The sequence below is a fragment of the Cryobacterium sp. PH31-O1 genome, assembly GCF_030063455.1.
GTDB lineage: Bacteria > Actinomycetota > Actinomycetes > Actinomycetales > Microbacteriaceae > Cryobacterium.
Genome location: NZ_JASITB010000001.1, coordinates 888,951 through 913,498, shown reverse-complemented (window position 1 = coordinate 913,498; position 24,548 = coordinate 888,951). Strand labels below are relative to the sequence as shown.

Here is a 24,548-nt window from a genome sequence, read left to right as displayed (position 1 = left end):
GCTACTTCGCCGCGTCGGCGAAGACGTTGCGAATGGCAACCTCGGCAGCTTCCGTCACCTGAGCCTCCGTCAGGGTCGCCCCGGTCCTAGTGAGACCGGCGAGCACAGCGGAGACCAGCAGCGGAGCGATCGCCGAGGCGACCCCGGCCGGGTTAGCTGTGCGCTGCGCCAGCTTCCGGGCGGTGATTGTGGTGAGGGTATCCCAGATCAGACCGTCCGGCATCTGCACAAAATCACCCACGAGCCCCGTGGCTCGCAGCGAATCAACCTCGGTCATGCTGCCGAGCGGGATTAGCTCGCCATCTTCGGTGACGAGTCCGATACTGCCGTCATAGTTACGAATGAGTGTTGACATGGCGGGACTCGTTTCTGCTGGGACTGCGGTGATGTTGATGGGGGTGCTGCCATTGGTCGCAGTGCTCGTCCCGACGAAATACAGCCATGGGTTGCGGCGCACGCCTGACGGGTCGAGTAGATGGCGGTGCAGATGCTGGACGACGTTGCCGCTCTTGCCGCTGTGGCCGATGCACTCTCCCTGCTCGAAGTGCTGACCGGACGTGCCTACGTAGCTCGATAGGTGGCTGAACACATCACGCCAGCCGGCGTTGTCGTCATGATGAAATTCACCCGAGTTACCCGCACTGCCGTTGTTCTTCCGCCAGTGCCACTCGCCCGATGTCGGAGCATAAATGGGCGTGCCGACCGCCGCTACAAGGTCTATGCCGCCGCGGCCGGCAGTGGCAACGTGCCGATTCCACGACTCGAAAGGGTCGCGGTGATCGAAGAGGATGACAGTTGAGGGGCCGTTGAGGATGTAGTTCCTGAGCGGCATCAGTAGGCCTCCACCATCAGGCTTCCCTGGAAAGCTTGCACGGCTGAGGCGGTGCTCGCCAGACACTGCAGCGTGTAGGTGTGAGCGCCCGCGCTGGGGGTGTGCTTGGCCGTAATGGTCACGGTGGCCCCGCCGGTGCCGTTGAGCATGATGTTGATTCCGGCGAGTTCTTCACCGATGCCGACACCGTCGCAAAACACCCGTAGCCGTGCGGTGCGGTCTGCGCCGGAGTTGGCGTTGGCGAGCATCACTGTTGCTGACACTTTCACCTCGCGTGCCGGGGTCGTGGCCACAGCCGACAGTGAGGGTATGGCTGCGTAGGTAGCTCCGAGCGTGTACGGCGAAGCTGCTGACCGGTCGGCTTCGCCGAGAATGCTGCGGGCTCCGGCGGCCCATCCGGTCCCGTTCCACCGGAGCATGCAGCCTCGTGCCACGTCATCGATGCGCTGGCCGTAGACCGGCAGCACCGGGTAGCCGGCAGATGACCGCACCATGACCACACCACCGGCTGCCGCCGTGAAGGCGTGCGTCCCGGTGATGACGACGCTGCTCGAATTCGTCGCCACCGCCGTCGACGGAACATAGACGGTGCCGAGCTCCTCAGCGCCGGCAATGAGCAGAGCGGGCTTCTGCGGATCCGCCGAGGGGTTGCCGGTGACCACGCCGATGATCGGGAGGTTGTCGGCATCCGCTTGCGACGATTCGTTCTGCTTGAAATAGATCACGTCGATCCGGGCATTCGAGGACGGCGCATAGTCCAAGAGAGGCGAAACCATCGCTCCGTCATTGGCGATGAACAACGGCCCGCCACGCACCGTGACGCCCTCAAACGGCAGCACGTTCACCCGCATGTCCGAGCGGGCCGTGATTAGCGCGCCCGTGTGTCGAGGGAACACCCCGCCACGCACCACCCCCGCACTATCGCGCACGACGAGGCCCGCGAGGTCCTTGCGGAGCGCGGTTGAATCGGCCAAGCCTGACGGGCCCGGGAAAGAGTAGTTCAGTGCCACGGTGTCTCCTACCAGTAGGCCGGCGCAGTGCGCGCCATGAGTGTGGGGGTGCCGGTGACGACACCTAAAGCTGCGATCTGCACGGTGCGGGAGTCGAAGGCCGGAACCGACCACCGCTCCTGCCGCGTCCAGTACTGCGTCACGTCCGACGGGCCATCGAGCAACGCGCGCCCGGTGCGCAGGTTCAGCACGACCGTGGACCCGACTGGCACCGGACGTACAAAGCGATTTACCCGGCCCGTCGAGATCTCCGTCAGCTCGAAACCGCCCGACATGCCGCCGGTCACCTCGAGCAGAGAGAACGTCTCCGCCGTGCCCGGGTTCATCGCGACGACCCGGCCGGGGTTGCCGGCCGCCCCGTACCCGACCGGATACGTCACCGGGTAGGCCAGACCACCGCCAGACGTCGGCAGGCCAGTGGAAACGGAGACTGCGGGGCCGTAGCGCAGTGGGTCCGGGGCGAGCATGTCGATGGCGAAAGTGAAGCTCTTCGAGAACTTGTCCTCATGGACCGGCGACGACCGCACTGACACGATCCGGGACGTTGACCCGAGTTCATCTGTGACGGTGACGGGTCCGAGTCTGCGACGCACGACGGCCCGGTTGAAGGCGTCGATCATCCGCAGCACGTCAGTCCACGTCTCGCCTTCGTACCAGCCGGTGAAGGTGAAGACCGCCGATGCTCGCCAGTCGCTCTCGATTTCGTTGGCGCCGTCCGCTTGGTCGCGCTCGTGAACGTCGGTCTTCGACTCGGCGCCGGTGTACCAGTCTCCGAGGTCGTTGAAGTAGAGCTGGCCCGGCGGCATGCCGGACTCGCCCTCGATGGCGGTCAATCCGTTGATTATGAATTGCGTCATCGTCAACCGGCCATTTCTCTGGTGAACTCGCGGGCAATCTGCTTCGCAAGAATGCGCGGATCTTCATTGGGTGGCGTAGTGACGTTGATCTCTACCTTTGGACCTGCCGCGCTTGCGCCCGGTGCGCGACCTGCAGCAGTGCGACCGCCATCAGCAAATGCCGGAGACCCTGATGGAACCAACTGGTAGCCGAATTCATTGGCTGCCGATGCGAGGATCTGCATCGATCGCGGACGTTTCGCAGGCGATGCTGGGATGTACCATTCACCGCCCGTTTCCGGCTCGGCCCAGACCCGCATTGTGCCGGCACGAGCGAACTGCGCGACATGGTTCTCGCTGCGGCCACCTCCGGCGTAGAAGTCAACCTTCCCGCCGTCGGCCTGATACAAATCTTTCTGCCACATTCCGCCAGATGAGATACCGGGACCTAAACGTGCACTCGCGGGTGCGGCGTTGTACTTGGTCAGGAAAGTATCAAGAGCGAGCTTCGTAGCCGCGATCTTCGCGTTCGCGACATCGGTATTGACCTGCATGTCCCATTCCGTTTTGGTCGGGATCTTTAGGATCTCTGTTGCGAGGTCCTCAGCAGCTTGGCCAGTAATTCCAAGGTCACCGATGCGGGTCAGGAGGGATTCACGGCTCGTCTCGAGCGACGTCCGATACTCCTCGTAGCTGCCCTTTGAATCGAGGATCGACTGCCCAGACTCCATCGCACTATCCGCGATGGCATCGAGCGCGCCCTGTAGGGCAGAGCCTTTCTCCGTAGTGATGTCGAGGTCGGTACCGGCAGCGTTGAGGTGCGCGCCGTTCTCTTCCAGCGCCGCATCGAAATCGCGGTAGGACTGCTCAAGCTGGCGGGCAGCTTCTCGACTGTCGAGGTGCTTGCCGTTGACATCGTCCAGCTCTGTGATGAGGTCGCTAATGGAAGTGATGACCCCATCGACGGACTCTTTCACATCCTCATACACAGGCACAGCCTCATCGGCGACATCTGTGGATTCACCCATGGCATCCCTGTTCTCCTGCCATGCGACCTTTGAATCTGCGAGAGATTCAGAGGTGTTGGAGATGAGGTTTTCGATGTCGGTAAATGTCTTCTCGGCCATGGAGCTAGTGAATGGGCCGCCAGCTTCGTCCTGTTTTTTGCGGTACTCGGTCAGCTTGCCGTTCACGCTTTCGATTGCATCGGCATTGCCGAGAGCCGCATTCGTTAGGTCTCCGAGGGATATCCCCATCAGCTTGGCGATCTTTGCTGCGTCCGTACCTTTGATCGAGTTGATTACCTGCTGGCGCGTGTTGTCCGTGAAAGCTCCAGTGCTCGCTTCTAGCGAATCCGTGAAGGAATCGACCTTAGCTTTGGCCTCTGCCTGGCGTGAGGCGAAGATCCCCAGCACGATAGCCGCAGCGGTGACGGCAAGACCGATAGCACCTCCGGCGACAGCTGTACCCTTCATCGTGGTATTCAGAGTCGTCAGTGCGGCACGGAATGCCACGATCTTCGGGACGGCGATCAGGAATGTCCCACCAAGCAGAAGCACGGCTGCGGTTCCAATGCCGATTGCTAGAGCGGCACCTTGCGCACCATCGTCAAGCGAGCCATACCAGTCAGTGAGGCCGATGAGGATCTGCACCATGTCGCGCAGAACCCCGTTGGCCTGACCGCCAGTCTTGATCAGAATGGAGTCGATAGAACCGCCGAGAAGCTCGATGTCGCCCATGAGGTTGTCGGTCTTCATCGCGGCCTGCTCGGCCGCGAACCCCTGGTCATCGACGTTGTCAGTCCACTCCTTGACGCCCTTCGCGCCGGACTTGTAGAGGATGCCTGCAGCGCTCGCAGCTTCCGCGCCGAAGATGGCGCCGAGTGCAGCAGACCGGGTCTGTTCGTCGAGCCCGCCGAGTCCGTCCTGCAATTCCTGGGCAGCGCCCTGCATGCCGATGAAGTTGCCCTGCGCGTCGAACACGTCGATGTTGTACTGCTTCATCACCTCAGAGCCTTTGGCAACGGGAGCGGTGAGGGATGAGATGACGCTGCGTAGTCCCGTGCCGGCCTTCTCACCCAGCAGGCCGTTTGCTGCCAGCAGTGCCAGCGTGCCAACGGTGTCTTCGAGGGGGATGTTGAGGCGGGCGAAGCTGACACCCACATAACCGAGTCCGAGAGAGAGGTCTTCGACGGAACCCTGCGCCTTGCCCGCGCCGGCGGCGAGGAGGTCAGCAACATGCCCTGCCTGGTCACCCTTCAGCCCGAACACTGTGAGCGTGGTAGCCGCAATTTCAGCGGCGCGGGCTACTTCCAGTTCACCTGCGGCGGCGAGAGCCAGAGATCCCTTCAGGCCACCAGCGAGGATGTCATTGACGGACACGCCCGCCTTGGCCAGTTCGGTCTGTGCGTCGGCGGCTTCCTTCGCTGAGTAGATCGACGCGGCACCCTGCTCGATCGCAGACTTCTTGAGGAGGTCCTGCTGCTCCCGTGTCGCCATGGTCGCGGCGGCGGTCTTGGAGCTAGCCTCATCGAACTTGGCGTAGGTGCCTATCGCGATGGTAGCCATGGCAGCGATGGCCACACCGATGCCGATAGCAGCGGTACCGATGAGGCGGCCGGCGTCGTCGGACTTCTTCTTGAGCTCGTCGATCTCTTTTGCGGTCAGCTTGACCTTGGGCGCGGCCGTGGCGTTCTCGTCGCCCATTTTCTTCGTCGCGGTACTGACCCCATCGAGCGGAGCTTTCGCAGCCTGGGCAGCCTTGCCGGTCTTATCGACCTGCTCGCCGACGGGTGCGACCTTCTTCGCCGCGGTCTCAGACGATGCGCCGAGGGCTGCTACAGCCTTGTCAGCTTCGTTCAGATCCCGTTTGAAGACCTCCGCGCCGACCGCTTGGATCAGGAACTGGATCGCTCCGGCGTTGAATGCGGACATAAGCCGTCACCTCTTTCTTGAGCCACGAGTCCGTGTCGGAATCGAGGAGGCGGTTGATCGCGGAACGGATGAAATGCCATGTGCGCGCTTCGAGCGCCAGGTCAAGATCCGGAGTGAGGGAATGCTGAATGAGGTCGAGTTCGACCTCGCCCTGTAGCTGGGGGAGGACGATCGACCAGAGCGCTACTGCGGTGAGGCTGCTGCCCTCTTGGGGTTCTGATCCCGTGACCGCTTGCTCACTGGCAGCTTGTCGACGTTCGTAGTACTCACTCCGGTAGGCGGGGTAAGTCCCGGTTTCTGGATCAGGCTCTCCAATGCCCCACTGGGCGCGGTCTGCGTTGGTGAGATCCCCAAAGTCCAGATCAGGAGCTCGAGTGCTTTTTTTGCGCCGGCGATGCCTTCACCGCCGGAGATGTAGGCGTTGACGCCATCGAGGCCTAGGACCGTCTGCCAGTACAGCGCGGGGAGCAGGATGGATTCACCCTCGCTGAGACTGAGTTCGTCCTGCACGCGCTCATATACGGCGTCTCCGACGGCATCTCGCATCATCTGGTCGGTGTTCTCGGGACTGAGATTCCCGGCAGCGATGTTGATGAAGCGGTCGGTGAGGTCTTGGCCCTTGCGCCCATTCAGCGGCGGGATGATGAAGTCTTCCTCGATGCCGTCCATGTGGATGGCGAGGTTGCGGCCTTGAAGTGTTGCGTTGATCATGATGTTCTCCCTGTCAGAAGGTGTGGGTGGTGGGTGCCCGGCGGCCCGTGACGACCGCCGGGCGATGGACTAAACCGCGCGGATGTAAGGGAACGACGTCGATGCGCCGGCGGCATTCGTCAGCACGATGGGCGCAGACCCTGCGGTGCCGGTCGGCAGTTCGATCACGACGATGTTCGGCTCGTTGGGGATTTGCGAGATCGACGTCACTGCGACACCGCCAACAGTCGCTGCGGTGATGGCGCCGACGTTGTACCCACGCACGTACACGTTGGCGCTGGCAACTGCGCCACTGGGCAGGGCCGAGTCGAGTACAGGGATGCCCGTGCCGGCGATCGGCGAGGTGATCTGCGCGACGGGGCCATCGTTCGTGAGGGTGAAGGTCCACACGAACTTGTCCTTGAATCCGGTGGTGGACTTGACCGCGGCCACCGAGTAGCTGCCTTCGAGAGCGATGAGGTTTTCATCCTTCGCGTCGAAGGTCTGCGCGCTCACCTTGTTCGCAGCGCCCGTCGATCGTGCGACGTTGAGCAGGCTGACGAGCCATGCCTGGGCGATGCGGCCGAGGTTGTCGCGGATGCCCTCCACGGTGAAGGTGATGATCTGGTTGTAGCCGATCACCGAGATGGAGTCGGTGCCCTTCAGCCCGTATGCCTCACGGGCGACGGTGATCGGGGTGGGCGTGTTGACGAGGGCGTTGATGTCGCCGGAGACGTTCTCAAAGGTTCCAGCGCGCTTGATGCGCAGGATCTCTTCGTGGGCGAGGGCGATGGTTCCCGCAGTGGGGACCTCGGCGTCAAACATGGTTGTGCTCATAATCTGTTCTCCAATTGGGGGTGGTGCCGGGCATGCCGACGAACCCCACGAGTGTGGGGAGTGTGGGGGTGGGGTTACGGGCGACGGCCCATGAAATGGAAGGTCTGCGACGTCGCGCGCCGGCCGGAGGAATCAGCAGTGAACGCGACCTCAGAGAACAGCTCTGCCCAGGCGATGTTGTGCCCGGGCGGGATGTTCTGCTTCTGGTCGATCGCACTGGTGATCAGTGCGGCCCAGTTCTCGGCGGCGATGCTGCTGCCCTTCAGCCGGGTCATGACCTGCACCCGGTAGAGCATGTTGGCGCGGCCATCAGGGATCGGGGTAAGCGAGGTGATCACGAGCGCGTTGTCCGACCCGGGAGCGGTGGGCATGTCGGGGCCGTTGGTGTAGATGCCCCGCTCGGTGGCGAGATAGTCGGTGCCGTCGTCGCGGTACACGGCGCATCCGGCATCTTCGAGGTGCTGTGCGAGGGCGCGGCGAAAGAGGAGTGCGTAGGAGGTGGGGTCAGCCACGTGAGGCCTCCGTCGCGATGATCTTGCCGAGCTCGTCGGCGTTCTTCAGGGCGGGGTCGGATAGGTAGTGCGACTTGCGGCCGTTCTGGAAGTCGGAGTTGCCGGCGTATCGGCGACCGAGAGAGTCGACGAGCGCGCCATCCTCATGCCAGCGGGTCGCGTAGGGGGCGTCGTAGACGACGGACGCATCATCGCCTGGTGTCGCGGCAGGATCGACCTGACCCGAGGCTAGAAGCGTGCCGTTGTCGTCCATGGGCACTTCGGAGGCGGACAGGGCGAGCAGCCGTTCGGCAGCCTTGTTCTGGCCCGTCACGAATCCGGCGAGGATGCCGTCCGTGATTTGGCCGAATTCGCTGGTGAAGTTGACGGAGACGCGAACGCCCATGGTGGCCTCCCGGTTTCAGAGATAAAGCTCGATGTGACTCGGTGCCCCGCGATATTCGAACAGCGCGGAGTCGATGACTTCCGACTGCCGTTCTCGTGAGGTGCCTTTCCAGACGGTGACGAGCGACGCAGGCAGCACGTCATCGATGAGCAGCAGAACGACGAACGCGGTTGAGGTGACCTCTTGCCCGGCAGTTGGCGATGACGAGCGCCGGTCAACGACGAGGCGCGATTTCTGCTCGACATACGCTGGCCGAGCGAGTTCGGGGGTGCCCCACGTCTGCCCCTCAGCGCCCTCGCCGATCAGCCGGGTGATGTCGATGCGGTGGGGTAAATGCCGGGCGCGTAGTCGGGCCATGGGGCTTCTCCTCAGTTCATGCGGCGCGAAGCCACGTCTTACGGCGAACAACCCTGCCGATGGTCGTGCGCTGCACGCCAAACTGGTCAGCCAGATCTTGCTGGGTCATGTTGCCACCTGCATAGAGAGCGCGAATCGTGACAACCTGATCTTCAGTCAGCTTGTGTAGGTGCTGGCGCTCACCAAACATGCTCCGATTTTTCGAAACCATGTCCTTCATGTTGTCGTCCTGACTTCCTACGAAAAGGTCGTCCGGGTTGATGCATGCTGGGTTGTCGCATCGGTGTAAAACCTCTTCACCGGGACCGAGTTTTCGGAAATGGTGCTCAAACATGAGGCGATGAGCAGCGTACGTCTTTCGATTCTTTCGACTGCCAGAACTTGTAGCGAGCCCGTAACCTGTGCCGCCGATCCGCAGCTTAGTTATCCAGCATCCAGCGGGAGTTACCGTCCATCCAGCCAGCAGTAGCTTGTCCATAGCCGTTACAACGGGTCGGCTTCCGATCGGTAGGTCCGGTCGAACGTCGCCAGACGTACGCCACCTGGCGTAGTGCGATGAACACCATCCGCGTCCTCGGACTGGTTGGTCACAGTCCGGAATGGAACAGGTACGATTATCCACATCAACTCCTTACCGAGTTGGTCATGCCCCCGGTCTGTTAGCGCAGATGCGGGGGTCTTGTGTATAACAATTCTACCTGATCGCTAGTGGGAGACGGTCGAGGAGCGGAGTCCTGCGGTCGTCAAGATATCGATGGCTTTGGAGCCGATGCGCTTCTGCAGCTTTTCCATGGAGGATTCACCGGCGGACGCTGCCGAACTGGCTGTGCCGAGAGACACGGATCCGATCTTGACGGCGCCCTGCGCTGCCTCTGCACCGGTGGGATCGTCGGTCTCTTGCCAGTACTCCGTGATTGCGCAGGTAGCCTCCGCGAAGGCTTCTGTCAGGTCAGCGCTGGTGGGATAGCCGTCGTCGTCGACGTCGTACACGGCCATGCGGGTGAGCTTCTCTACCTCAATGGATGCAGAGCGGAGCCGTTTGCCGAGCTTCGTGTCGTCGCCCTCGAACGGATCCTCGGCGAGCCGGGCGAAGTCGGCGGTCGTAGCGAAGACTCGCTGAGTCACTGCTGCGCCTTCCGGCGGCGAGCAGGCGAGGTCTTCTCGGTGGTGTCGCCGTCGACGTACTCAGGGAGGTCGTCGCCGGTGCCGTCGAGTTGAACAGGCAGCTTGGTGACCTCTTCGACCTCATAGCCGTGCATTCTGTAGGCGTCGGCGAGGTTCTCGTCGTGGGTCAGGTCAACCTCGGCGTACCCATCGTGGAAGATGACGCCACCGATCCGGTCAGTGAAGGTGCCGTCCTGCGGGTTGGGGTGCTTGATGCGGGTCATGTTATGCCTCTTCGGTGGTCTCGGTGACGACGGGCTGCCCGTAGGCGTGGATCTCGCGTTTGTGCTCGATGGCCTCGTAGGTCACGGCGAAGATGCCGGGCTTGCACGGGTAGAAGCCGAGCGCATCAAGGATGATCCACTCGCCTACCTCGATGTCGAGCCACGCGTCATTCGCGGCGACGTACAAGCGGGCGGGCCGCGCCGGTTGTGCCGGGCATGCCCTGCCGAGCGAGTCCGGGCCGACCGCAGGTTCCGCAGCGAGTGGCCCGCATAGGAACTCGGCGCTCACCCATTCCCACAGGTCGTTGATGTTGTCGCCGGTCCACTGCTGGGCCTCGACAATGATGGGCTTCTTGCGGTACTTGGCCACGAGTGCCTCCGATCTGGTTGGCCCACGCCGTGCCCGTGACAGGGCCAGACACGACGTGGAGATTGTGGGGTTATGCGGATGCGAGCTGTGCCGGTGCAGCTCGCGGTCGGATGCCGGCGGATGATGCGACTTGGCCGCCGTCAGCGAAGTGGAGTTGCTCGCGGTAGGAGGCTCGCTTGCGGCCGGTCGCGTCGAGGTGGTCACGAAGTTGGGCCTGTTTCGCGGCGATCTTCCGCTTGGCCCTCTGCGCGGTGACCGGATCGCCCGAGGTTGCCAATGTGCGCTTGGCCGAGCGGATCTGCACTTCGATCTCCCGTTGACGCTCACGCGCCAGGTCGGCGGCTTCGTCGTACTTGAAATCGGCCTGCGGGATCGACAGGCCCGGCAGGTAGGCAGTCGCTTTGTGTGAGCAGTTGGGGTGAAAGAGTCCGGCGTTGCGGGCGCCATCGAGCGTGCCCTCGGTCACAATTGTCACCATGCTGTCGTCGGTGGCATGAGGGAGAGTGACCGTTCCTGTCGTGCCGTCCGTGGAGAGGATCTTCCCCACCCATGGAGCGCACTTATCGCACGAGGACAGGCTGCCCTGCACGGTGACGAGGTTGACGTCCGACTGCTGCATCCGCCAGATCCCAGCGTCGTTGAAGGCGCGGGCAACTGAGGTGCGGCCGGCCATTTCCGCGTAGGTGCCGATGCGCCAGTCTCGGCCGGAGACGTCTGTGAATCCGGTGATGCCCTCGGTGAGGAACCGCTGCACGGTCGTGCGCTGGGCGAGCACCTGTGTTTGCACGCCGAGCAGCACGTTCGGGCTGGTCAGCGACACGATGCGCTGGTATGCGTCGGCGGGGTATCGGGTGATGCGCTGGTTCAGAGTTTCAAGCTTTGACTGCAGGGAGAGAGCCAGCTGCGCGGTGGCCTGCGTCGATGAACCGTTCAGCGTGGTGAAGGTCGGGATTCGGCGGGCCATGCCGAGTCGGGCGGCAGCTTCAGCCTCACCTCGGGTCGTGGCCGTGTTGATTAGGTCCTCGGCGAGGCCTTCGTCACGGATGCGGCCAGCGACCTGCAACGCCACCGCTTGCAGTTCGCGGAGCGCCTGTGCACGATGCCCGGCGAGGTTGGCCAGCGCGCGGCCCCGGTCGATCGCGTACTGATACCCGGCCCGGTCGGCGGCGGTTGCGGTGGCGAGCACCGCCTGCAGGTCAACGTCACGGTAGGCGCGGAGAGCGATCTCCCGGATCAGCTCATCCTCGGCCAGTGCGTACCGTTCGGCGATGGTGCGGCCGAGGTCGTTGATCAAATCGTCAGCGGAGAGCGCTTCGGGATCTACGGCGTATAGGGCCATGAGCTACCTCCGAGCGTTGTGACTGATCAGGGATGGCTTCCTCGATAGGCTCTGGTCATGATCTCTACAAATGCCGAAATAATCGTCCAATGCGCTTCATGCAACTCGGATTGGACGCATGTAGAAAGCGGCGTTGCGGCGACCCGTCGTGAGGAAGATGGCCAGGTCACGCATATCCGGGTGTCGCCTCGTGGGGAAATCAGCATCAACTCGCCTGACTTCGAAGTGGACAGTGTCGGCCGCCGGGACGTCTTCACGTTGCGTTTGTCATGCGAGGGCTGTGATGCAATAACAGAGGTTCGGTACAAGCAGCACAAGGGACAGACTCTTCTGACAACTCGCGTGCTCCCGCCAGTCATAGCTGACCGCTAGGCGCCGTACCCACATCGATCAGCATCTCTCCGTCGAGGGAAGGTCGGTGAGGCCGCGGCAGCAGCGATCTGCCTGCCGCGGCCCGGGTGCTACTTGGTGGCCGGTGCCTTCTTGGCAGCGGGCTTGTCAGCCACAGCAGTCGGGACATCTTCGGCGATGGCGTCCTTGATGTTCGCCAGTTCATCGGGCGTCAGCGCGTCGATCTCTTCCTGCGTCAGCGGGAGCAGACCGACACCGTCAAGCGAAGCGCCGTCGACGGGTGCAACGACAGCGGGAACGTTGCTTGCAGCGAGTTCGAGAGCGGCCTTCGCGGCCTCGTGAGCCTCAGCCTCAGCAAGACCATCGGCAACCAGCTCGGCGGCAGCCTCTGCTTCTTCCACGGGGATGCTCTCCCAGCGTGCGAGTGCTTCGAGATCTTCGCGCGGCTCGTCGGAGACGATGATCTGTGCGCCCGGTTCGAGCGACTTGTATGCGTGTGGTGCCATGATGCGGTGCTCCTGACTTGGAGGGATGTGCGGGGGAGCGGGCGGCCGCGTGAACGACCGCCCGCAGTGGTCGGTTAGACCTGGTTGGCGCCCTTGAGCAGCACGGCGCGCTTGGCGTCGAGCAGCTTCACGCCGAACAGCATGTCCGCCGAGATGACGGTCTGCTTGTACTTGATGTCCCAGCCGTACGAGATCCGGATGGACAGGCCCTTGTAGCTCACGACCGACACCTGGCCGATGTTCGCACCAGCAGGGAGCTGGAGCGGAGCGGAACCGAAGGCGAGCGCGGTCTTGTGGAACGCGAGACCAACCTCCGTGGTGGGTGCCCCAGAGGCGGGCGTTGCGGCAGGCTGGCCGACATTGCCGGTCTGGAACGCGTCGAACCCGAAGAGGCTCTTACCGATCGAGCCCGCACGCAGCGCGGCAGTGTCGCCGGACTTCTCTGCGTGCTTGATGATGTCGCTGTTCAACCAGCGCGCCTTCGTGGTCGGGCCAACGACGGCGTACCGGTCCTGCATGGGGACCGAGTTGAGGTCCAGCAGGCGCCCGGCCTCGATGAGCACCTCCGGCTTGTCCCACGTTTCACCGTTGGTCGTGGCCTCAGTGCCAAATCCAGCGACCTGCGAGACGCCGGAGCGCAGCGCGAGGATGGAGATGTCGATGTCCTGGGCGAGGGCCTCGATCATCGGGTTCAGCAGTTGGGCTGTGAAGTCCTTGATGTTGAGGGTCATGTCCTCGTCGGTGACGGGCACCGACACGTCGGAGATGGCGTCCAGCACGACGGGGATGCTGCCTTCGGTGGCATCCTGCAGCTCGATGCCGTTCGCGCGGTTGAAGCGCTTGGCCTGGAACACGGCCGGCACGCGAATGTCGATCGTGTTGCCCTTGGCCTTCGTGCCGAACTCGGAGGTGAGGTCGGTGTGCACGAGTCCGTGCATCGGGGTGGATTCGTACAGGGTGGCGAGCGCCTCTTCGGCGATCTCCTGCACGGTGAGGAATGCGTTAGCCATGGTGGTGGCCCTTCTGCGCTACTTAGAAGCGCGTGCTTCGCGAATCGCCTTGCGACGGTCGTCGATGGAAAGCGGTCCCGAGATGGGTGTACCGCCGGGTCGTTCTCCGCTTCCGCTGCGGGGGGCCACCGGGACCGCTCGAAGGGATGCGTCTTTCTCGATCTCGGCCTTGACCACAGCAGCCACCAGGGCTGGATAATCGGTCGCGGCAGGGTCGATGTCTTTGAGCAGTCCGTCCTCACGGAGGACTGCGGCCACAAGGCGAGAGTTGCCCTTGTGGAGGTCTGAGGCGGCGTTGATCGCGTCGCGTTCGCTGCGTGCGCTGCGCTCGGTAGCGAAGGTGTCACGCTCGGTGCGGAACCCGTCACGCTCAGCAGTCAGCGCGGCGATGATGTCGTCGGAGCTGGCCGGCTTGTCGTCCTCGATGACGCCGAGCTTCTTGCCCAGCTCAGTCGCCCACGTCTTCTGACCGGCGGCGAGGGCTGCGTCGATCTGCGCCTGAATCGCAGCCTTGTCGTCGGTGCGGTTCTTCGCGTTCTCCTTGCGGAGCTTCTCGACGTACGTGAGGTCGAAGGTCTTGCCGCCGTCGGCTGATCCCTCGATGGGTGCAGGCTCGACAGGCGGGGCTGGCTTCGGAGGCTCGACGACGGGCGGGACGACAACGGGGGCCGCGGGCGGTGGATCTCCGGCACCCCCATCGCCGGCGGGCTCAAGGGCGAATCGAATCCCCATGAGGTCGAGCTTCGTGAGTACACGGGGACCGTAGACCTTGGTGAGTGTGGACATGATGTTTCTCCTTGCGGCGCCTGGCCGTATCGGTTGACGGCCACCCCTGCGGTGGCCGGTGGTTCATTAGGTGACGACTGTTGGGTCGGCCTCGGGGGCCATGTTGTTCTCAGCGCGGATCAGGTCTGCCTCAGCGTCTGCCTCGGCTTGATCCATGTCGGGGCGGCGCATGCGGACCTTCTCGATGACCGAGATGGCCCGGGCCGCGTCAAGGAGTTGGATCGTCCGTGCCCGCTTCTCCGGGTCAACCTGCGACACCTCGGCGAAGGTAATCGTCGGCAGCTCGTCGATGACCTGGCCGCCCTTACCGGGGAACACGATCGAGTCGATGGCCAGCGCCGTGCGCGCCAGCTTGGACAGTGCAGGCCGCACGTACAGGGCCTTCTTATCGCGGGTGCGCTCCGAGTCAGTGAAGTCAGCCTCAACCTCAGTCGCGGTCTTCTGCGTGCCGGTACCCTTCACACCGAAGTGCGAGGGCGAGTACCCGGCAGAGAACGCGATCTCCCGTTTGAGAGCTTCGATCGCGTCGAGGTGCTCGGCGACACGGATATTGAACTGCGAGATCGTGATCTGGCCGCCCTTACCGTCATCGACAAGACCTCCCACAGGCGAGTACACCTGACGGCCCATGTCGAACTCAGCGCCCTTGCCGTGCCCGTTGAGCCGAAGATACGACTCCGGGACGGTGAGGCGGCCCATGCCGTTGTCGAAGTCGCGGCACAGCGAGCCCCAGATGATGTTGATGCGTTCGAACTTTGACTCCTGCCCGAAGAAGTCAGACCGGCCGAGGTTCGCCAGTGCGCCCTTCTTGTCCCACATGGGGTTGGGCAGCATATTCGGGTAGTACTCGACGGCAAGCCACGGCACACCGGTTGCGACGACGATGTCCATGGTCTCGGCCATCGGCAGCGACTCAGCATCGACGGCGGGGACGAGGCTCATGTAGTGCGCGGTGTCAGCGATGGCGTTGACGGGCATCTGCACGCCGAGGTCGCTGGCGCCGCCCTTCCATAGTGAGTAGGTGATCAGGCCGGGTGCATGGACCTCGAGTAGACGGTACGTGTCGTCGGTCTTCACGTATTCGGTCCACAGCGTCACACTTGCGAGTCGGCCGGCGCGGAATGACGGGATGGCGCAGTCGGCTCGGTAGGTGCGGAACCAGACGCTGTCGTGCAGGGCCGGGTCCCAGACGACTGCGAGGTACGCGCCACCGTGCGCGGCCGCATACTCGCCAGAGCGGAGCAGCTCGGCGTGAGCCTCATCGGACGACATGATCAGGTCTAGGCGCTTCTGTGCGTTGACACGCTCAGGGTTTGCCTTCTCCGTCGCCGTGTCTTGCGACCCGGGCAGAGTGACCGTCGGAGACTCCGCGAACAGCAGGTCAGCAGACAGCTGTGCGAGGTCGCCAGCGGTCGTCATTGTCAGCTCGGAACGGTTCTCACCAACAGGGGCACCATTGATGCTCTTCGACAGCGCACCGCGCACACCGCCGCGGTACTCGCGACCCTTGTACGTGTGAGTGGGAGCGCCCTCGGATGCGGGGAGGCTGTCGAGGTCGTTGCTGTACCAGGCGTCGTAGATTGCGAGCTGCTTGAAGGCCTCGTCGAATGGGGCGCCGGGAAAATCGGCCATGGTGACCTCCAAGGGGTTCGGGCCCCGAGCGGGGTTAGGCAGCGTCGAGTTCGTATTGCCAGTTCGAGCGAGTGGTGTAGAGGCCGTAGCGGCCGGCGTCGAGGGAGTCGTCTTCGTCCTTCACAACTTCGTCTTCGCCCTTGGCTGTGGCTTTGGGGTCCCACCGGTACTCGGTGATCTCCGCAGCCCAGCCCTTGCAGCGGTCGGTGACGAGTAGCTGGTTGTTTGACAGCAGCCGGGAGATCGTTCCGACACCCTTGAGGACGTCGTTGTGTGCGGTCTGCAGGGACATCTCGTCGAACTTGCGCAGCTCGGCGGAGAAGTGTGCGGCGGCCGGGTCAACAATGGTGTACTCGGGGGCGAACTGTGATTCGTGAGGAGAATGCTTCTCTCGAGTCCATGCCCGGTACAGCACCGCCTGGTCGGACGGGGCGAGCGTGGCGCCGTAGTGGTCGCGCGGGTCGTAGCGCCATTCATCCATCAGTACCAGCCGCGGCTTCTTCTCTGCGGTGATCCCGACGCGGAGAGCAGCGGAGGTGTGCGAGACGGCGAAGTCGATGCCGTCGGCGAGGACACGGGCGATGCGCGGCATCTTGTCGAACTCAATGACATGCCGTGTCGGGTCCCACATCGGGTACACAGCGCCGGCAGCGTTCGTCCACTGGCCGAGAATCATCCGGTCGTAGAACACCCCGGAGAACGAGCGCTTCATGCGCGCCTCGTAGCCCTCGGGCAGCTTCGGGTTGTCGGCCATCGTGAGGTGAAAGTGGATGACGTCTTTCTCGTCAGCCTTCAAGATCCACTCTTTGCGCATCCAGTGGTTCATGGATGCTGGGTTCATGGTGGCGAGGATGCGAGCGCCGTCGACGCGCAGGCGAGTGACGAGCATGTTCCAGAACGCCTCAGGCAGCAGCGTGGCCTCGTCGACCAGGGCGAGCACCACGGTTTTTCCCTGAATCTTCGCGACAGACTCTGCGTTGTTCGCACCGATGAGCAGGACCTCACGGCCGAGGATGACTGCCGACGTCGCGCCCGGCGTGTAGGCGACCTGGTTGCAGATGGCCGCGCCGAAAATGTCCCGGTCCTGTAACAGCACGAAGATGTTGGCGTAGATCGTCGCGAGGGTCTTGCCGACGACGATGATCAGGCCCTTGCGTGGTGCCATGCGAACAGCGATCAGGAACGCAATGACCTGCGCCACAGTCTTACCGGCCGACACCGCGCCAGACCACAGTGAGATCGTCCGCTTCGCACTATCCACGATGGACAGCAGCTGCTTGCGAGAGACCTGACGAAGCAGAGCGTCAAGCTCCATCGGCCGGTGTCTCGTCCTGAGCACGCAACGCCTCAGCAGCAGCAGCGAAACCAGCCGCCAAAGTGTCGAGCGTGCCCACAGCTTCGTCGAGGCCGCCGTTGTCCTTCTCAAGGATGCGCGTCGACTTATCGAAAGCGACACCGGCCATCATGAACACCGACCGCTTCACCTCGACAGGGGGCACGGCGAGAGTGTGCTCCTCGTACGTGTTGTCCTTGCCGCCGAAGTTGAACACCAGATACGGGTGAGTCAACGAGTCGACCTCAGCATGAGCAACGACCATCATCTTCTGGGTGAGCAACATCCGAGACTCAGCAAGGTCGATGGTGTGCGCGCGGGTCGCCAGATCCGTCTTGGAGCGGTCGAAGGACAGACCCTCACGCTTCGCCCACTTCGATACCGTCGACGCAGCGAACCCGAGCGCATCCGCAATGCCGCGGCACGAAAGACCAGCAGCATGGAGCGCGAGCGCCTCAGCGCGTTTGGAGACGAACGTTGCCTTGCGCACGACGATCACCTCGTTCGGATGTTGTGGATGCCGACGCCGCCTGGACGTTCGGAGTGAGGCTTATGCCTCAGGGTGTTGCGGGTACTTCTTCGACGTGGTGCTCGCGGTCGTACTCGGCGAGGTAAGACTCTTCGGTCTCAGCGTCGGATTGTGTGTTCATGGTCAGTTGCGGCGAAGGTGGCCGCGTTTGACGGCCAGCTCGATGTGGTTGGCGCGCATTACGTCGATGTTCGCCTGTTCGGAGGGGCTGATCGTGATGTCGTGAGCGCCCGGGCCGCCGCTGCCAAATGGGTGGCGGCCGTTGATGCCTGCAGGTTGACCCAGCGAGATGGAGATGTTCCCGGTCAGGTAGTTGCCGCCCATGGGACCAGCCGTGGGGCGTGACGCTGGAAGCTCCGGCCCATCCTCGCGGACTCGTGATCGAACTATGGCGATGATCTGCTCTGCCTCGTCTGAGGTGAGCGTGATCCCGCGTATGCGTTCAACGACTCTTTCGACCTTCATGGCATGTCCTTCGTTTGGGTGAGAGTTTCCGGCAGCGCGCAGGATGGCCACCCCATCGAAAGGGTCGGGGGCTTCAGGGGTCCTTTGACGTGAATGCGGGCACGACGTTCACGCGCTGCCGGAAGTTAGTTCGCCACTCGTCCGGTGTGTGAACGTGTGCAGCCTGCCGACTCCCACAACGGTGCGTGCACGTCATGGGAGTGGATCAGCCGACCTTGTTTCGAGGGGCTGACGGGTGGCGAAGATGATGGGGCGGGGTGACTTCCGCGTCTTTACGGGGTCTTGCCCCCGTTTGGGGAGGTCAAACCCCGGTAATTTTGGCACCCGGTGTGGCTAGAGCCTGCCTATGAAGTAGTCAGTATTTCGACTACACTGAATGATTATGGAGCTAAAATCTATCTCGTCAGTCGTCGGCGCCAACGTCAAGGCGCTCCGGGTCCGTAACGGCCTAACCCTCGAATCGCTTGCAAGTAAGGCGCGCAGCTATGGACTCAAGTGGACAACTGCACGAGTAGTGGAACTTGAGCATGGACGCATCCCCGTGGGACTTCCCGTGCTCCTCATCGTCACTCAGTCGCTCAGCGATCTCATCGGGACACCGTTGGCGCTTGGTGACCTGCTGCGCTCTCAATCAGGTATGACCCTTACGAATAAGGCATCCGTCTCTCCGGAGACTGTGAGCCGCATGTTCGACAGCGCAGTCCCCAGCCTGGGCAAGCATGAGGCGACGGTGGGGGCCGGGAATGTTGCGCCAGCCGGACTGGCCGAGTCGCGCGCGGCTAAAGCCCTTGGGGTATCGCTGCAGGAACTTACGACTCGTTCGCTGAAGCTATGGGGTAAAACGATTACTGAGCGGCGCGATGAGATCGCCCCAGTGGGAACACCTCAAGCGCGAGGCCATGCATCCCGCCAGTTGATATCTGAATTACGTGCGTGCGCGTAGCACGATCAGACCATTTGCGTCAAGTGGCGAATATGGTCCATGCCGGGGGTTTGACCTCACTGGCTATTGCGTGCCTCCGGAGCTAGTTGGGCGCTAGACGCGTGGGGGCCACGACCAATGGCCGGGCTTCGGCTCTTCGGAGAAGCACACGGTTCGGTTGAAGAACATCCCGGTGGGGTTCAGCACGCACAGGCCGACGACCGGGACCGGGTCGGAGCCGGGCGTGAGCTGCGCGCTTGTCACCTCGGTGATGATCGCGGCGCGCGGTTCGGGTAGGTACTCGCCGCCTGGTGTGCCGTAGCTCTGGTAGTGCACGACGCGGCCGATGCTCGGCTTCTGGATCGCGGTGCTCATTTTTGTCCCCTTAGTTGTCCGTTGGTGCTTCTCTGGTTCCAGCAGCGGGATTCGAACCCGCACCTTCCCTGCTCTCATGCAGGGGTGCTCCACCTTTGAGCTACACCGGATCCGCAGGGTGGGACTCGACCCACTCACGCCGAAGCGCTGCCACGTCAGGCATCCTGCTGCCCATTTACCAGCTGGGCCGGGCTGCTCTATGACGCCACGATGGGCGTGTTTGTTGCTCGCTCCTTTGCCGCCGCTGAGCTTGCGGTGTACGGCCCGTTCCGTGTGGGTTCGGGTGGCAAGTTAGTTCCGGCCCCGACGTTCGCCCGATGGTGCCCTCAGCGGGGCCTCGTTGGCTGCGGGGATGCGTGGCTGGAAGTATGGGGTTGTCCCACTGGGACACCTACGGGACATGCCCGGGTGTCCCAGCGGGACAGGAAAAGCCCCGGTCACTTCCGCTGGATTCGGCGGGTAAGACGGGGGCTTTGGTTGCAGTTGATTCAGCTATGCTGCTGTCATCAATCATGACACAGGTTGAAACATTCTGCACTATTTTCAAGCAGATTGGATCAGGGCGGCTCGTTTGGGCTCATTTGGGTTCCGCGTCGCCTTCATGCTTCGTCGGTTCCTCGCCGTCGAACACGGCCCGTTCTGTGGCGGTCACGTCATCGAGTCTCACGAGCACGATGCCGCGCCCCATCATCTTGCGCACGAAACCGGCCTCGATCCACCGAAAGATCGTGCGCTGACTGCGCTTCACGATCGTGGCCGCGCCGGCGACCGTGGTCCAGGCTGCCGAGGTAGTCACGCGGCCCCGCGGGATTCGATCGCAGCATCATCTGCGGCTTTCTCTGCCGCCTTGCCAGCCGCCTTGATGCGTCGCTTCTCAATTGCCCGCGCCGCCCGCGCCTCGGCCAGCTCAGCCGCTTTCGTCTCCTTGATGGCCGACGTGACCTTCTCAAGCTGCGAGGCTGCCAGAACGGCGTAGAGCGTGTCGTCGACGGTGAACCCACATTCAGGTGTCGAGCACACGATGTGGATCGGCCCGTCGAAGTCCAGCGGCGGCTTCCACACGAGATTGAGCTGCCTGCACTCGTTGCACCGGACGTTCTTCACCTTGTGCTCGACGTCGGCCATGGGGTGCTGGGCCATGGCGTTCTGCATGATGCGGAAGAATCGCACAGCAGCCTCGGCGCCGTCCTGCCTTGCAACCCACTCGTCGACGTCGATCGCGTCGAGGTAGCGCTCCGTGATCGCTTCGATCTCCCACACGACGGCATCGCTCGGGAAGCCTGGCGCCGGATGCCCGAGCAGCATGATCAGCTCGTCGGCGGTGCGCCACGTGTTCGGGATGGGGAGTATCCACGATGCTGCAGCGCGCACCCCGTTCTTGTCGAGTTGCTGAGCTCTAGAGATTGAACATAGGTGGGTGATCATATCGAGAGCGATTTTCAGCGCGTCTCGGGTCTTGGCGTAGCAGGACCAGCAGAGTATGCCGTGCTCGGCGGGTGCCGGGAGACATCCCTGGCACTCGTTCGCGGTCCGATAGGAGCATTCGGCCTCGCGGTCGTACTGCCACTCCATGTCGTCGCAGTTGCTGGCGTGCTGGCCGTTGACGACGCATGATCTGATGTCGTCTAGATCGTTCGTAATGCAGACAAGGGTCATTCGTCTTCTCCGTTCGTTTGGATGTGGATCAGGGCCCGGCCCTCGGAATCGGTGGCGCAGGCCCCGTGCTCGCCGCACTCGCTGCACGGGGTGTCCTGGTAGGTGGTCGAATCAAGGTCGATCTGCCCGGGCTCGTCGACGTAGCCTTCGGGTTCCAATCCGTTGGCCACGTCCTGCCAGAATTCGTCATCGGTGAGGCGAGCCCGCCGGTCCCGGGTCGGGCACTCAACCCCGATGATGTGCGGCGTGCTCATGTCCTGTTCCTGACTCGGATGACCCATGTCATCCGTTGCGGTTGATATTCGGCTTCCTCGAGGTCGTCGGCGTCGAGCGTTCGCCCGTCGATGATGCGCGAGGTGATCTCGTTCACCACGTCTCGGTCGCTCATGATTGCTAGGTCGGATTCCTTGATCCGGAACTCGATGTGGTTGCCGGGCTTCACGGTGAGCTTCACCATTTCCAGCGTCGAGCGAGCGTGTGCCGGCGGCCGGCCGGACTCGATCGCGTAAGTCATTTCGTCACCGCCCGGTACTCGGCAGCCGCTTCGGTCATCTCGCGATGCACGTCGCCGTAGATCTGATCGACGCTGGACGTGCCGGGTCGCTCGTTGCCGGTGTACGGGTCGAGGTTCCAGTTCAGCGGGGGCATCATCTTGTCTCGCACCTCTTCCAGCGCGGTCGCTTTCATTTCTGCGATCCACCGGTCAAACTCCTCAACACGCGCACCAGTAACCCCGGGGAACGCGCGGCGCATGGATTGGGAGTAGTCACTCATGGGGTGCCTCCGCTTCGGTCTTGCGGTAGGGGTTTGCCACTTCGAGGGATAGTCCTGGTTCATCACTCATCACTCATCATTCGCATAGCTCGACTGCCGCCTGTTCGCTTTCCTTGATCCCACGCCCCATACGCCGCCTCCCGCAGGCTTTCCGCGTGCTCCGGTGAATCGATGTACTCCACGATCAGGGCGGCATCGTGATTGGCGAGGGACTGGGCGGGGGAGGTGGTAAGGATGCCTAGGAGCACTTCACGACCCATACCGCGTCGAGTGTCACGGCCCCACTGGATACGCCACTCATTTACCGCATTGAGCTTCGCCAGTAGACAGTCACGCTCGGCCCCAAGCTCACGGACTTCATCTGCAAGCCTCCCGGCATGATCTGCCCTGATAACGAGCAGGCCCCGGGCCTCTTTCAGCTCCCGTTCCAGCCACCCGCATTCCTCCTTGGCAACTTCGAGCATTTCCGCTGCATCATTCATAATTTCTGCTCCCGTCTTGCAATTGCTCGATCAAGGTTTTCGCGGTGCGTCACGGCCTCAAGGTGGTTCGGGTTCACGCACGCCCGGTTGTTGCACAGGTGATCGAGTTCCATACCCCTGGGGATCGGACCGATGAAATGGAGGTAGCTAGCGCGGTGCGCCCGACGACCTCCGGGGTAGCTGAATATCCCGTAACCCTTTTCAGTGAGGGGTCGGTGCCATGTCCAGCACCCGGACTCAACGACATCGAATGAGGCCATGAATCGGCCAAGCGCTAAAGGTGGCATGGGGAAAACGACAGGTCGTGACCTTGTATAGTGCGCGCTGCACAATCCCAAGGCGACCGACATCGCGCCGCAGCCAGGGGAAGAGCACTCATCCTTCGGCTTCGCGGCGATCCATTCGGCTTTGTAGCAAGTCGCGCACGCGCCCTTTATGGTCGCGGGTCGCGAGCACTCATTGACTCGGCACTCGACGCGAACAATCACCTTCAGTTCATGATTGTTGTGCCCGTGCATGAATTCGCGGAACTGGCCGCGAATAATGCCTAGCTTTGCGTCCGAGCTGCGGACCTTCGATGTCGTGCCCCCGCATCCGCAAATGCAGATTCCAGTGGGGATTTCTTGGTTTCGGGTAGCATTCATTGCTAGCCCCTCCTTGGTTTCGTCAAGCGGTGGGTTAGGCCCCGGCGAGTAGTCGAATACTCGGTTTGGGGCCGCTCCAATTCTACCGCAAATTGCCATGTGACCGGGCATTTTCGATGCTCATTTCATGCCCTATTCCGTTGCCCTGAGAGCAGCACGCAACCGGTCACCCTCCAGCAGCAGCTCCCGAATGCGCGTCTGTCGGCCCTCATCCTGCGAGGACAGTCGGGTTACCTCTGCGAGCAGGGCGGGTATGTCCGTGCGGGCGTGGGCGATGAACTCGGCGTTGGCGTTGCGCACACCTACAACGTCGCCCCGGTACACCTTCGGGTGACCCCTCGGGGTGTCGTCCGGCAGCTTCTGATTGCGCGCCACCTCGAAAATCGCTAGGTCCCGCGCGGGCTCGATGAACATCTCATCTTCACGCAGGAAGCAAAGGTGGCTCTTGGGATTCTCCGTCCGCCACTGAATGTAGCCATCACGGTCGATGTAGTCGCTTGCATCGGTGGAGTCCCACTCCTTGCCCGCCGCGTCTTCTTCGATGTCCTCGGTAGATGTGCGCATGACATCGATTACGCCGTGGCCATTGCCGGGACCGCGTAGCCCCACGTCGCTATTGTTGTCGACGTTACCGCCCCACCACCACGGACCGTTAGCCGCCGCATCTGCCCGCGCCCGGATTGCAGTGAGGTCCAGACTGTCAGTTTTCGTCATTCCGTGCTCTCTTTCGGTTCGTTTCCAGCGCCCAAATACTTGAGCGCATCGGTAATAAATTCGCGTGCATCGTCTGCCGACCACGCCCACTCTTGGCCCTCGATACTGCTCAAGGTGCGGGCCAGATAGTTGCAGGTGGCCTCGTGCTTTTCGGTTAGGTCTGCGAGCCGCTGCCCGCTGCGGATCAGCCGACCCCGCTGATTCAGGTTGTCCGCTTCGAGCTTGCGGATCCTGGTCGCTGCGAGAGCGAGGACTGCGTCTGTGACGGTCACGGCTTCACCCCATCCCGCGCAGCCCAGCCAGCCTCAAACTCGGTGCGTGGATTGCATGAGCGGGCCGGGCGTGCAGCTTCGCGGGCAGCCCAGACCGCATCACGCAGATCGGTCAGGTGGGTGGGGGGTGCGAGTTCTGGCATTGGAGCCTTTCGTGTTGGGTTCAGTGATTGGTGGTCCCGCTCAAGGGCAGCCGCGAGGTACTCATAAACCCCGCCCACCGTGCGTAGCGAGCGAGACGCCTCGGTGATCTGCGGCCATGAAGGGACAGTCACGCGAGGGCCAGCGATAGAGTTCGGATATGACCGTCAGATACCGCAGCACCATCACAGTCCGAGTTCCTGCTGCCAAGTTCGATGCCTTCCGGAAGGAAGTTGATCGAGTCATTCCGTACGAATATAAATGGCGGACAGTCGATGCCATCTACGTTTCTGTGATCAGAGACAGCATCGGCCAAGGGGGGCGCGTTATCGTCGATTCTCACGGCGATGAGGGCGAGAGTGAGGCCGCCTGTGACGGTGCCCACGAGGCCGCCATTCGCGGCCTCATCAAAATCAATCAGGCCGACCTCACCAGCGAAATGCAGGTCGAAGTCATCGAGTAGCCCC

At 62.7% G+C, this 24,548-nt stretch carries 33 protein-coding genes and 1 tRNA gene; 2 read left to right on the top strand and 32 right to left on the bottom strand.

Going from position 1 to position 24,548, the window contains the following annotated elements; all coding sequences use genetic code 11:
* Window position 1: 1 nt before the first annotated feature.
* From QMK31_RS04505 to QMK31_RS04405, 21 genes are all read right to left on the bottom strand, one after another.
* A complete protein-coding gene (locus QMK31_RS04505) occupies window positions 2-832 on the bottom strand; it encodes a M23 family metallopeptidase (protein WP_283499723.1) in 831 nt (276 codons plus the stop codon).
* A complete protein-coding gene (locus QMK31_RS04500) occupies window positions 832-1,842 on the bottom strand; it encodes a hypothetical protein (protein WP_283499722.1) in 1,011 nt (336 codons plus the stop codon). Before QMK31_RS04500 ends, QMK31_RS04505 begins: the two co-directional genes overlap by 1 nt.
* 8 nt (window positions 1,843-1,850) lie before the next feature.
* The gene (locus QMK31_RS04495) at window positions 1,851-2,699 is read right to left on the bottom strand and encodes a phage tail family protein (RefSeq protein ID WP_283499721.1); all 849 of its coding nucleotides are present in this window, start codon (window positions 2,697-2,699) and stop codon (window positions 1,851-1,853) included.
* 2 nt (window positions 2,700-2,701) lie between these two features.
* Complete coding sequence (locus QMK31_RS04490; protein ID WP_283499720.1) at window positions 2,702-5,611, bottom strand: phage tail tape measure protein; 2,910 nt, start codon at window positions 5,609-5,611, stop codon at window positions 2,702-2,704.
* Between the two features lie 183 nt (window positions 5,612-5,794).
* Window positions 5,795-6,322 (bottom strand): hypothetical protein, encoded by a 528-nt coding sequence (locus QMK31_RS04485; protein WP_283499719.1) that lies wholly within the window; start codon window positions 6,320-6,322, stop codon window positions 5,795-5,797.
* 69 nt (window positions 6,323-6,391) lie between these two features.
* Window positions 6,392-7,138 (bottom strand): hypothetical protein, encoded by a 747-nt coding sequence (locus tag QMK31_RS04480; RefSeq protein ID WP_283499718.1) that lies wholly within the window; start codon window positions 7,136-7,138, stop codon window positions 6,392-6,394.
* A gap of 74 nt (window positions 7,139-7,212) precedes the next feature.
* Window positions 7,213-7,650 (bottom strand): hypothetical protein, encoded by a 438-nt coding sequence (locus tag QMK31_RS04475; protein WP_283499717.1) that lies wholly within the window; start codon window positions 7,648-7,650, stop codon window positions 7,213-7,215.
* Window positions 7,643-8,035: a hypothetical protein gene (locus QMK31_RS04470; RefSeq protein ID WP_283499716.1), complete on the bottom strand. Its 393-nt coding sequence runs from the start codon at window positions 8,033-8,035 to the stop codon at window positions 7,643-7,645. Before QMK31_RS04470 ends, QMK31_RS04475 begins: the two co-directional genes overlap by 8 nt.
* A 15-nt stretch (window positions 8,036-8,050) precedes the next feature.
* Window positions 8,051-8,392, bottom strand: a complete 342-nt coding sequence (locus QMK31_RS04465) for a hypothetical protein (RefSeq protein ID WP_283499715.1) — start codon at window positions 8,390-8,392, stop codon at window positions 8,051-8,053.
* A 16-nt stretch (window positions 8,393-8,408) separates the two neighbouring features.
* The gene (locus QMK31_RS17300; RefSeq protein WP_502852421.1) at window positions 8,409-8,870 is read right to left on the bottom strand and encodes an HNH endonuclease; all 462 of its coding nucleotides are present in this window, start codon (window positions 8,868-8,870) and stop codon (window positions 8,409-8,411) included.
* Between the two features lie 227 nt (window positions 8,871-9,097).
* The gene (locus QMK31_RS04455; protein WP_283499713.1) at window positions 9,098-9,517 is read right to left on the bottom strand and encodes a hypothetical protein; all 420 of its coding nucleotides are present in this window, start codon (window positions 9,515-9,517) and stop codon (window positions 9,098-9,100) included.
* A complete protein-coding gene (locus QMK31_RS04450; RefSeq protein ID WP_283499712.1) occupies window positions 9,514-9,780 on the bottom strand; it encodes a hypothetical protein in 267 nt (88 codons plus the stop codon). The genes QMK31_RS04455 and QMK31_RS04450 overlap by 4 nt, the downstream gene beginning before the upstream one ends.
* 1 nt (window position 9,781) lies before the next feature.
* Window positions 9,782-10,150 carry a hypothetical protein gene (locus QMK31_RS04445; protein WP_283499711.1) on the bottom strand — a complete coding sequence of 123 codons (369 nt, stop codon included), beginning with the start codon at window positions 10,148-10,150 and terminating at the stop codon, window positions 9,782-9,784.
* A gap of 70 nt (window positions 10,151-10,220) precedes the next feature.
* Window positions 10,221-11,489: a phage minor capsid protein gene (locus QMK31_RS04440; protein ID WP_283499710.1), complete on the bottom strand. Its 1,269-nt coding sequence runs from the start codon at window positions 11,487-11,489 to the stop codon at window positions 10,221-10,223.
* A gap of 461 nt (window positions 11,490-11,950) precedes the next feature.
* Window positions 11,951-12,346, bottom strand: a complete 396-nt coding sequence (locus QMK31_RS04435; protein ID WP_283499709.1) for a hypothetical protein — start codon at window positions 12,344-12,346, stop codon at window positions 11,951-11,953.
* Window positions 12,347-12,420: 74 nt separating this feature from the next.
* Window positions 12,421-13,356, bottom strand: a complete 936-nt coding sequence (locus QMK31_RS04430; RefSeq protein ID WP_283499708.1) for a major capsid protein — start codon at window positions 13,354-13,356, stop codon at window positions 12,421-12,423.
* Between the two features lie 18 nt (window positions 13,357-13,374).
* Complete coding sequence (locus QMK31_RS04425; protein ID WP_283499707.1) at window positions 13,375-14,142, bottom strand: hypothetical protein; 768 nt, start codon at window positions 14,140-14,142, stop codon at window positions 13,375-13,377.
* Window positions 14,143-14,208: 66 nt separating this feature from the next.
* Complete coding sequence (locus QMK31_RS04420; protein WP_283499706.1) at window positions 14,209-15,774, bottom strand: hypothetical protein; 1,566 nt, start codon at window positions 15,772-15,774, stop codon at window positions 14,209-14,211.
* A 34-nt stretch (window positions 15,775-15,808) separates the two neighbouring features.
* The gene (locus QMK31_RS04415) at window positions 15,809-17,089 is read right to left on the bottom strand and encodes a PBSX family phage terminase large subunit (RefSeq protein ID WP_283499705.1); all 1,281 of its coding nucleotides are present in this window, start codon (window positions 17,087-17,089) and stop codon (window positions 15,809-15,811) included.
* Window positions 17,079-17,597 (bottom strand): helix-turn-helix domain-containing protein, encoded by a 519-nt coding sequence (locus QMK31_RS04410; protein WP_283499704.1) that lies wholly within the window; start codon window positions 17,595-17,597, stop codon window positions 17,079-17,081. Before QMK31_RS04410 ends, QMK31_RS04415 begins: the two co-directional genes overlap by 11 nt.
* A 162-nt stretch (window positions 17,598-17,759) precedes the next feature.
* Window positions 17,760-18,101, bottom strand: a complete 342-nt coding sequence (locus QMK31_RS04405; RefSeq protein ID WP_283499703.1) for a hypothetical protein — start codon at window positions 18,099-18,101, stop codon at window positions 17,760-17,762.
* Window positions 18,102-18,477: 376 nt separating this feature from the next.
* On the opposite strand from QMK31_RS04405, the gene QMK31_RS04400 reads away from it, so the two are divergent.
* Window positions 18,478-19,044 (top strand): hypothetical protein, encoded by a 567-nt coding sequence (locus QMK31_RS04400; RefSeq protein WP_283499702.1) that lies wholly within the window; start codon window positions 18,478-18,480, stop codon window positions 19,042-19,044.
* A gap of 93 nt (window positions 19,045-19,137) precedes the next feature.
* On the opposite strand, the gene QMK31_RS04395 is transcribed toward QMK31_RS04400, so the two are convergent.
* From QMK31_RS04395 to QMK31_RS04350, 11 genes are all read right to left on the bottom strand, one after another.
* Window positions 19,138-19,398 carry a hypothetical protein gene (locus QMK31_RS04395; protein ID WP_283499701.1) on the bottom strand — a complete coding sequence of 87 codons (261 nt, stop codon included), beginning with the start codon at window positions 19,396-19,398 and terminating at the stop codon, window positions 19,138-19,140.
* Window positions 19,399-19,431: 33 nt separating this feature from the next.
* Window positions 19,432-19,508: transfer RNA gene (locus QMK31_RS04390), tRNA-Met, on the bottom strand.
* A 467-nt stretch (window positions 19,509-19,975) separates the two neighbouring features.
* A complete protein-coding gene (locus tag QMK31_RS04385) occupies window positions 19,976-20,194 on the bottom strand; it encodes a hypothetical protein (protein WP_283499700.1) in 219 nt (72 codons plus the stop codon).
* On the bottom strand, window positions 20,191-21,054 hold the full coding sequence (locus QMK31_RS04380) for a hypothetical protein (protein WP_283499699.1): 864 nt from the start codon (window positions 21,052-21,054) through the stop codon (window positions 20,191-20,193). The genes QMK31_RS04385 and QMK31_RS04380 overlap by 4 nt, the downstream gene beginning before the upstream one ends.
* Window positions 21,051-21,308 carry a hypothetical protein gene (locus QMK31_RS04375; RefSeq protein WP_283499698.1) on the bottom strand — a complete coding sequence of 86 codons (258 nt, stop codon included), beginning with the start codon at window positions 21,306-21,308 and terminating at the stop codon, window positions 21,051-21,053. Before QMK31_RS04375 ends, QMK31_RS04380 begins: the two co-directional genes overlap by 4 nt.
* Window positions 21,305-21,568 carry a hypothetical protein gene (locus QMK31_RS04370; protein ID WP_283499697.1) on the bottom strand — a complete coding sequence of 88 codons (264 nt, stop codon included), beginning with the start codon at window positions 21,566-21,568 and terminating at the stop codon, window positions 21,305-21,307. The genes QMK31_RS04375 and QMK31_RS04370 overlap by 4 nt, the downstream gene beginning before the upstream one ends.
* Window positions 21,565-21,828 (bottom strand): hypothetical protein, encoded by a 264-nt coding sequence (locus QMK31_RS04365; protein ID WP_283499696.1) that lies wholly within the window; start codon window positions 21,826-21,828, stop codon window positions 21,565-21,567. Before QMK31_RS04365 ends, QMK31_RS04370 begins: the two co-directional genes overlap by 4 nt.
* A 62-nt stretch (window positions 21,829-21,890) precedes the next feature.
* Window positions 21,891-22,310, bottom strand: a complete 420-nt coding sequence (locus tag QMK31_RS04360) for a hypothetical protein (protein ID WP_283499694.1) — start codon at window positions 22,308-22,310, stop codon at window positions 21,891-21,893.
* Entirely contained in the window at window positions 22,307-22,570 is a 264-nt protein-coding gene (locus QMK31_RS17295) for an HNH endonuclease signature motif containing protein (RefSeq protein ID WP_502852476.1), read from the bottom strand. The genes QMK31_RS04360 and QMK31_RS17295 overlap by 4 nt, the downstream gene beginning before the upstream one ends.
* Window positions 22,571-23,086: 516 nt before the next feature.
* Window positions 23,087-23,668, bottom strand: a complete 582-nt coding sequence (locus tag QMK31_RS04355; protein WP_283499693.1) for a hypothetical protein — start codon at window positions 23,666-23,668, stop codon at window positions 23,087-23,089.
* The gene (locus QMK31_RS04350) at window positions 23,665-23,940 is read right to left on the bottom strand and encodes a hypothetical protein (RefSeq protein ID WP_283499692.1); all 276 of its coding nucleotides are present in this window, start codon (window positions 23,938-23,940) and stop codon (window positions 23,665-23,667) included. Before QMK31_RS04350 ends, QMK31_RS04355 begins: the two co-directional genes overlap by 4 nt.
* A gap of 301 nt (window positions 23,941-24,241) precedes the next feature.
* Between QMK31_RS04350 and QMK31_RS04345 the strand changes: the two genes are divergently transcribed.
* The gene (locus tag QMK31_RS04345) at window positions 24,242-24,544 is read left to right on the top strand and encodes a hypothetical protein (protein WP_283499691.1); all 303 of its coding nucleotides are present in this window, start codon (window positions 24,242-24,244) and stop codon (window positions 24,542-24,544) included.
* Window positions 24,545-24,548 lie beyond the last annotated feature (4 nt).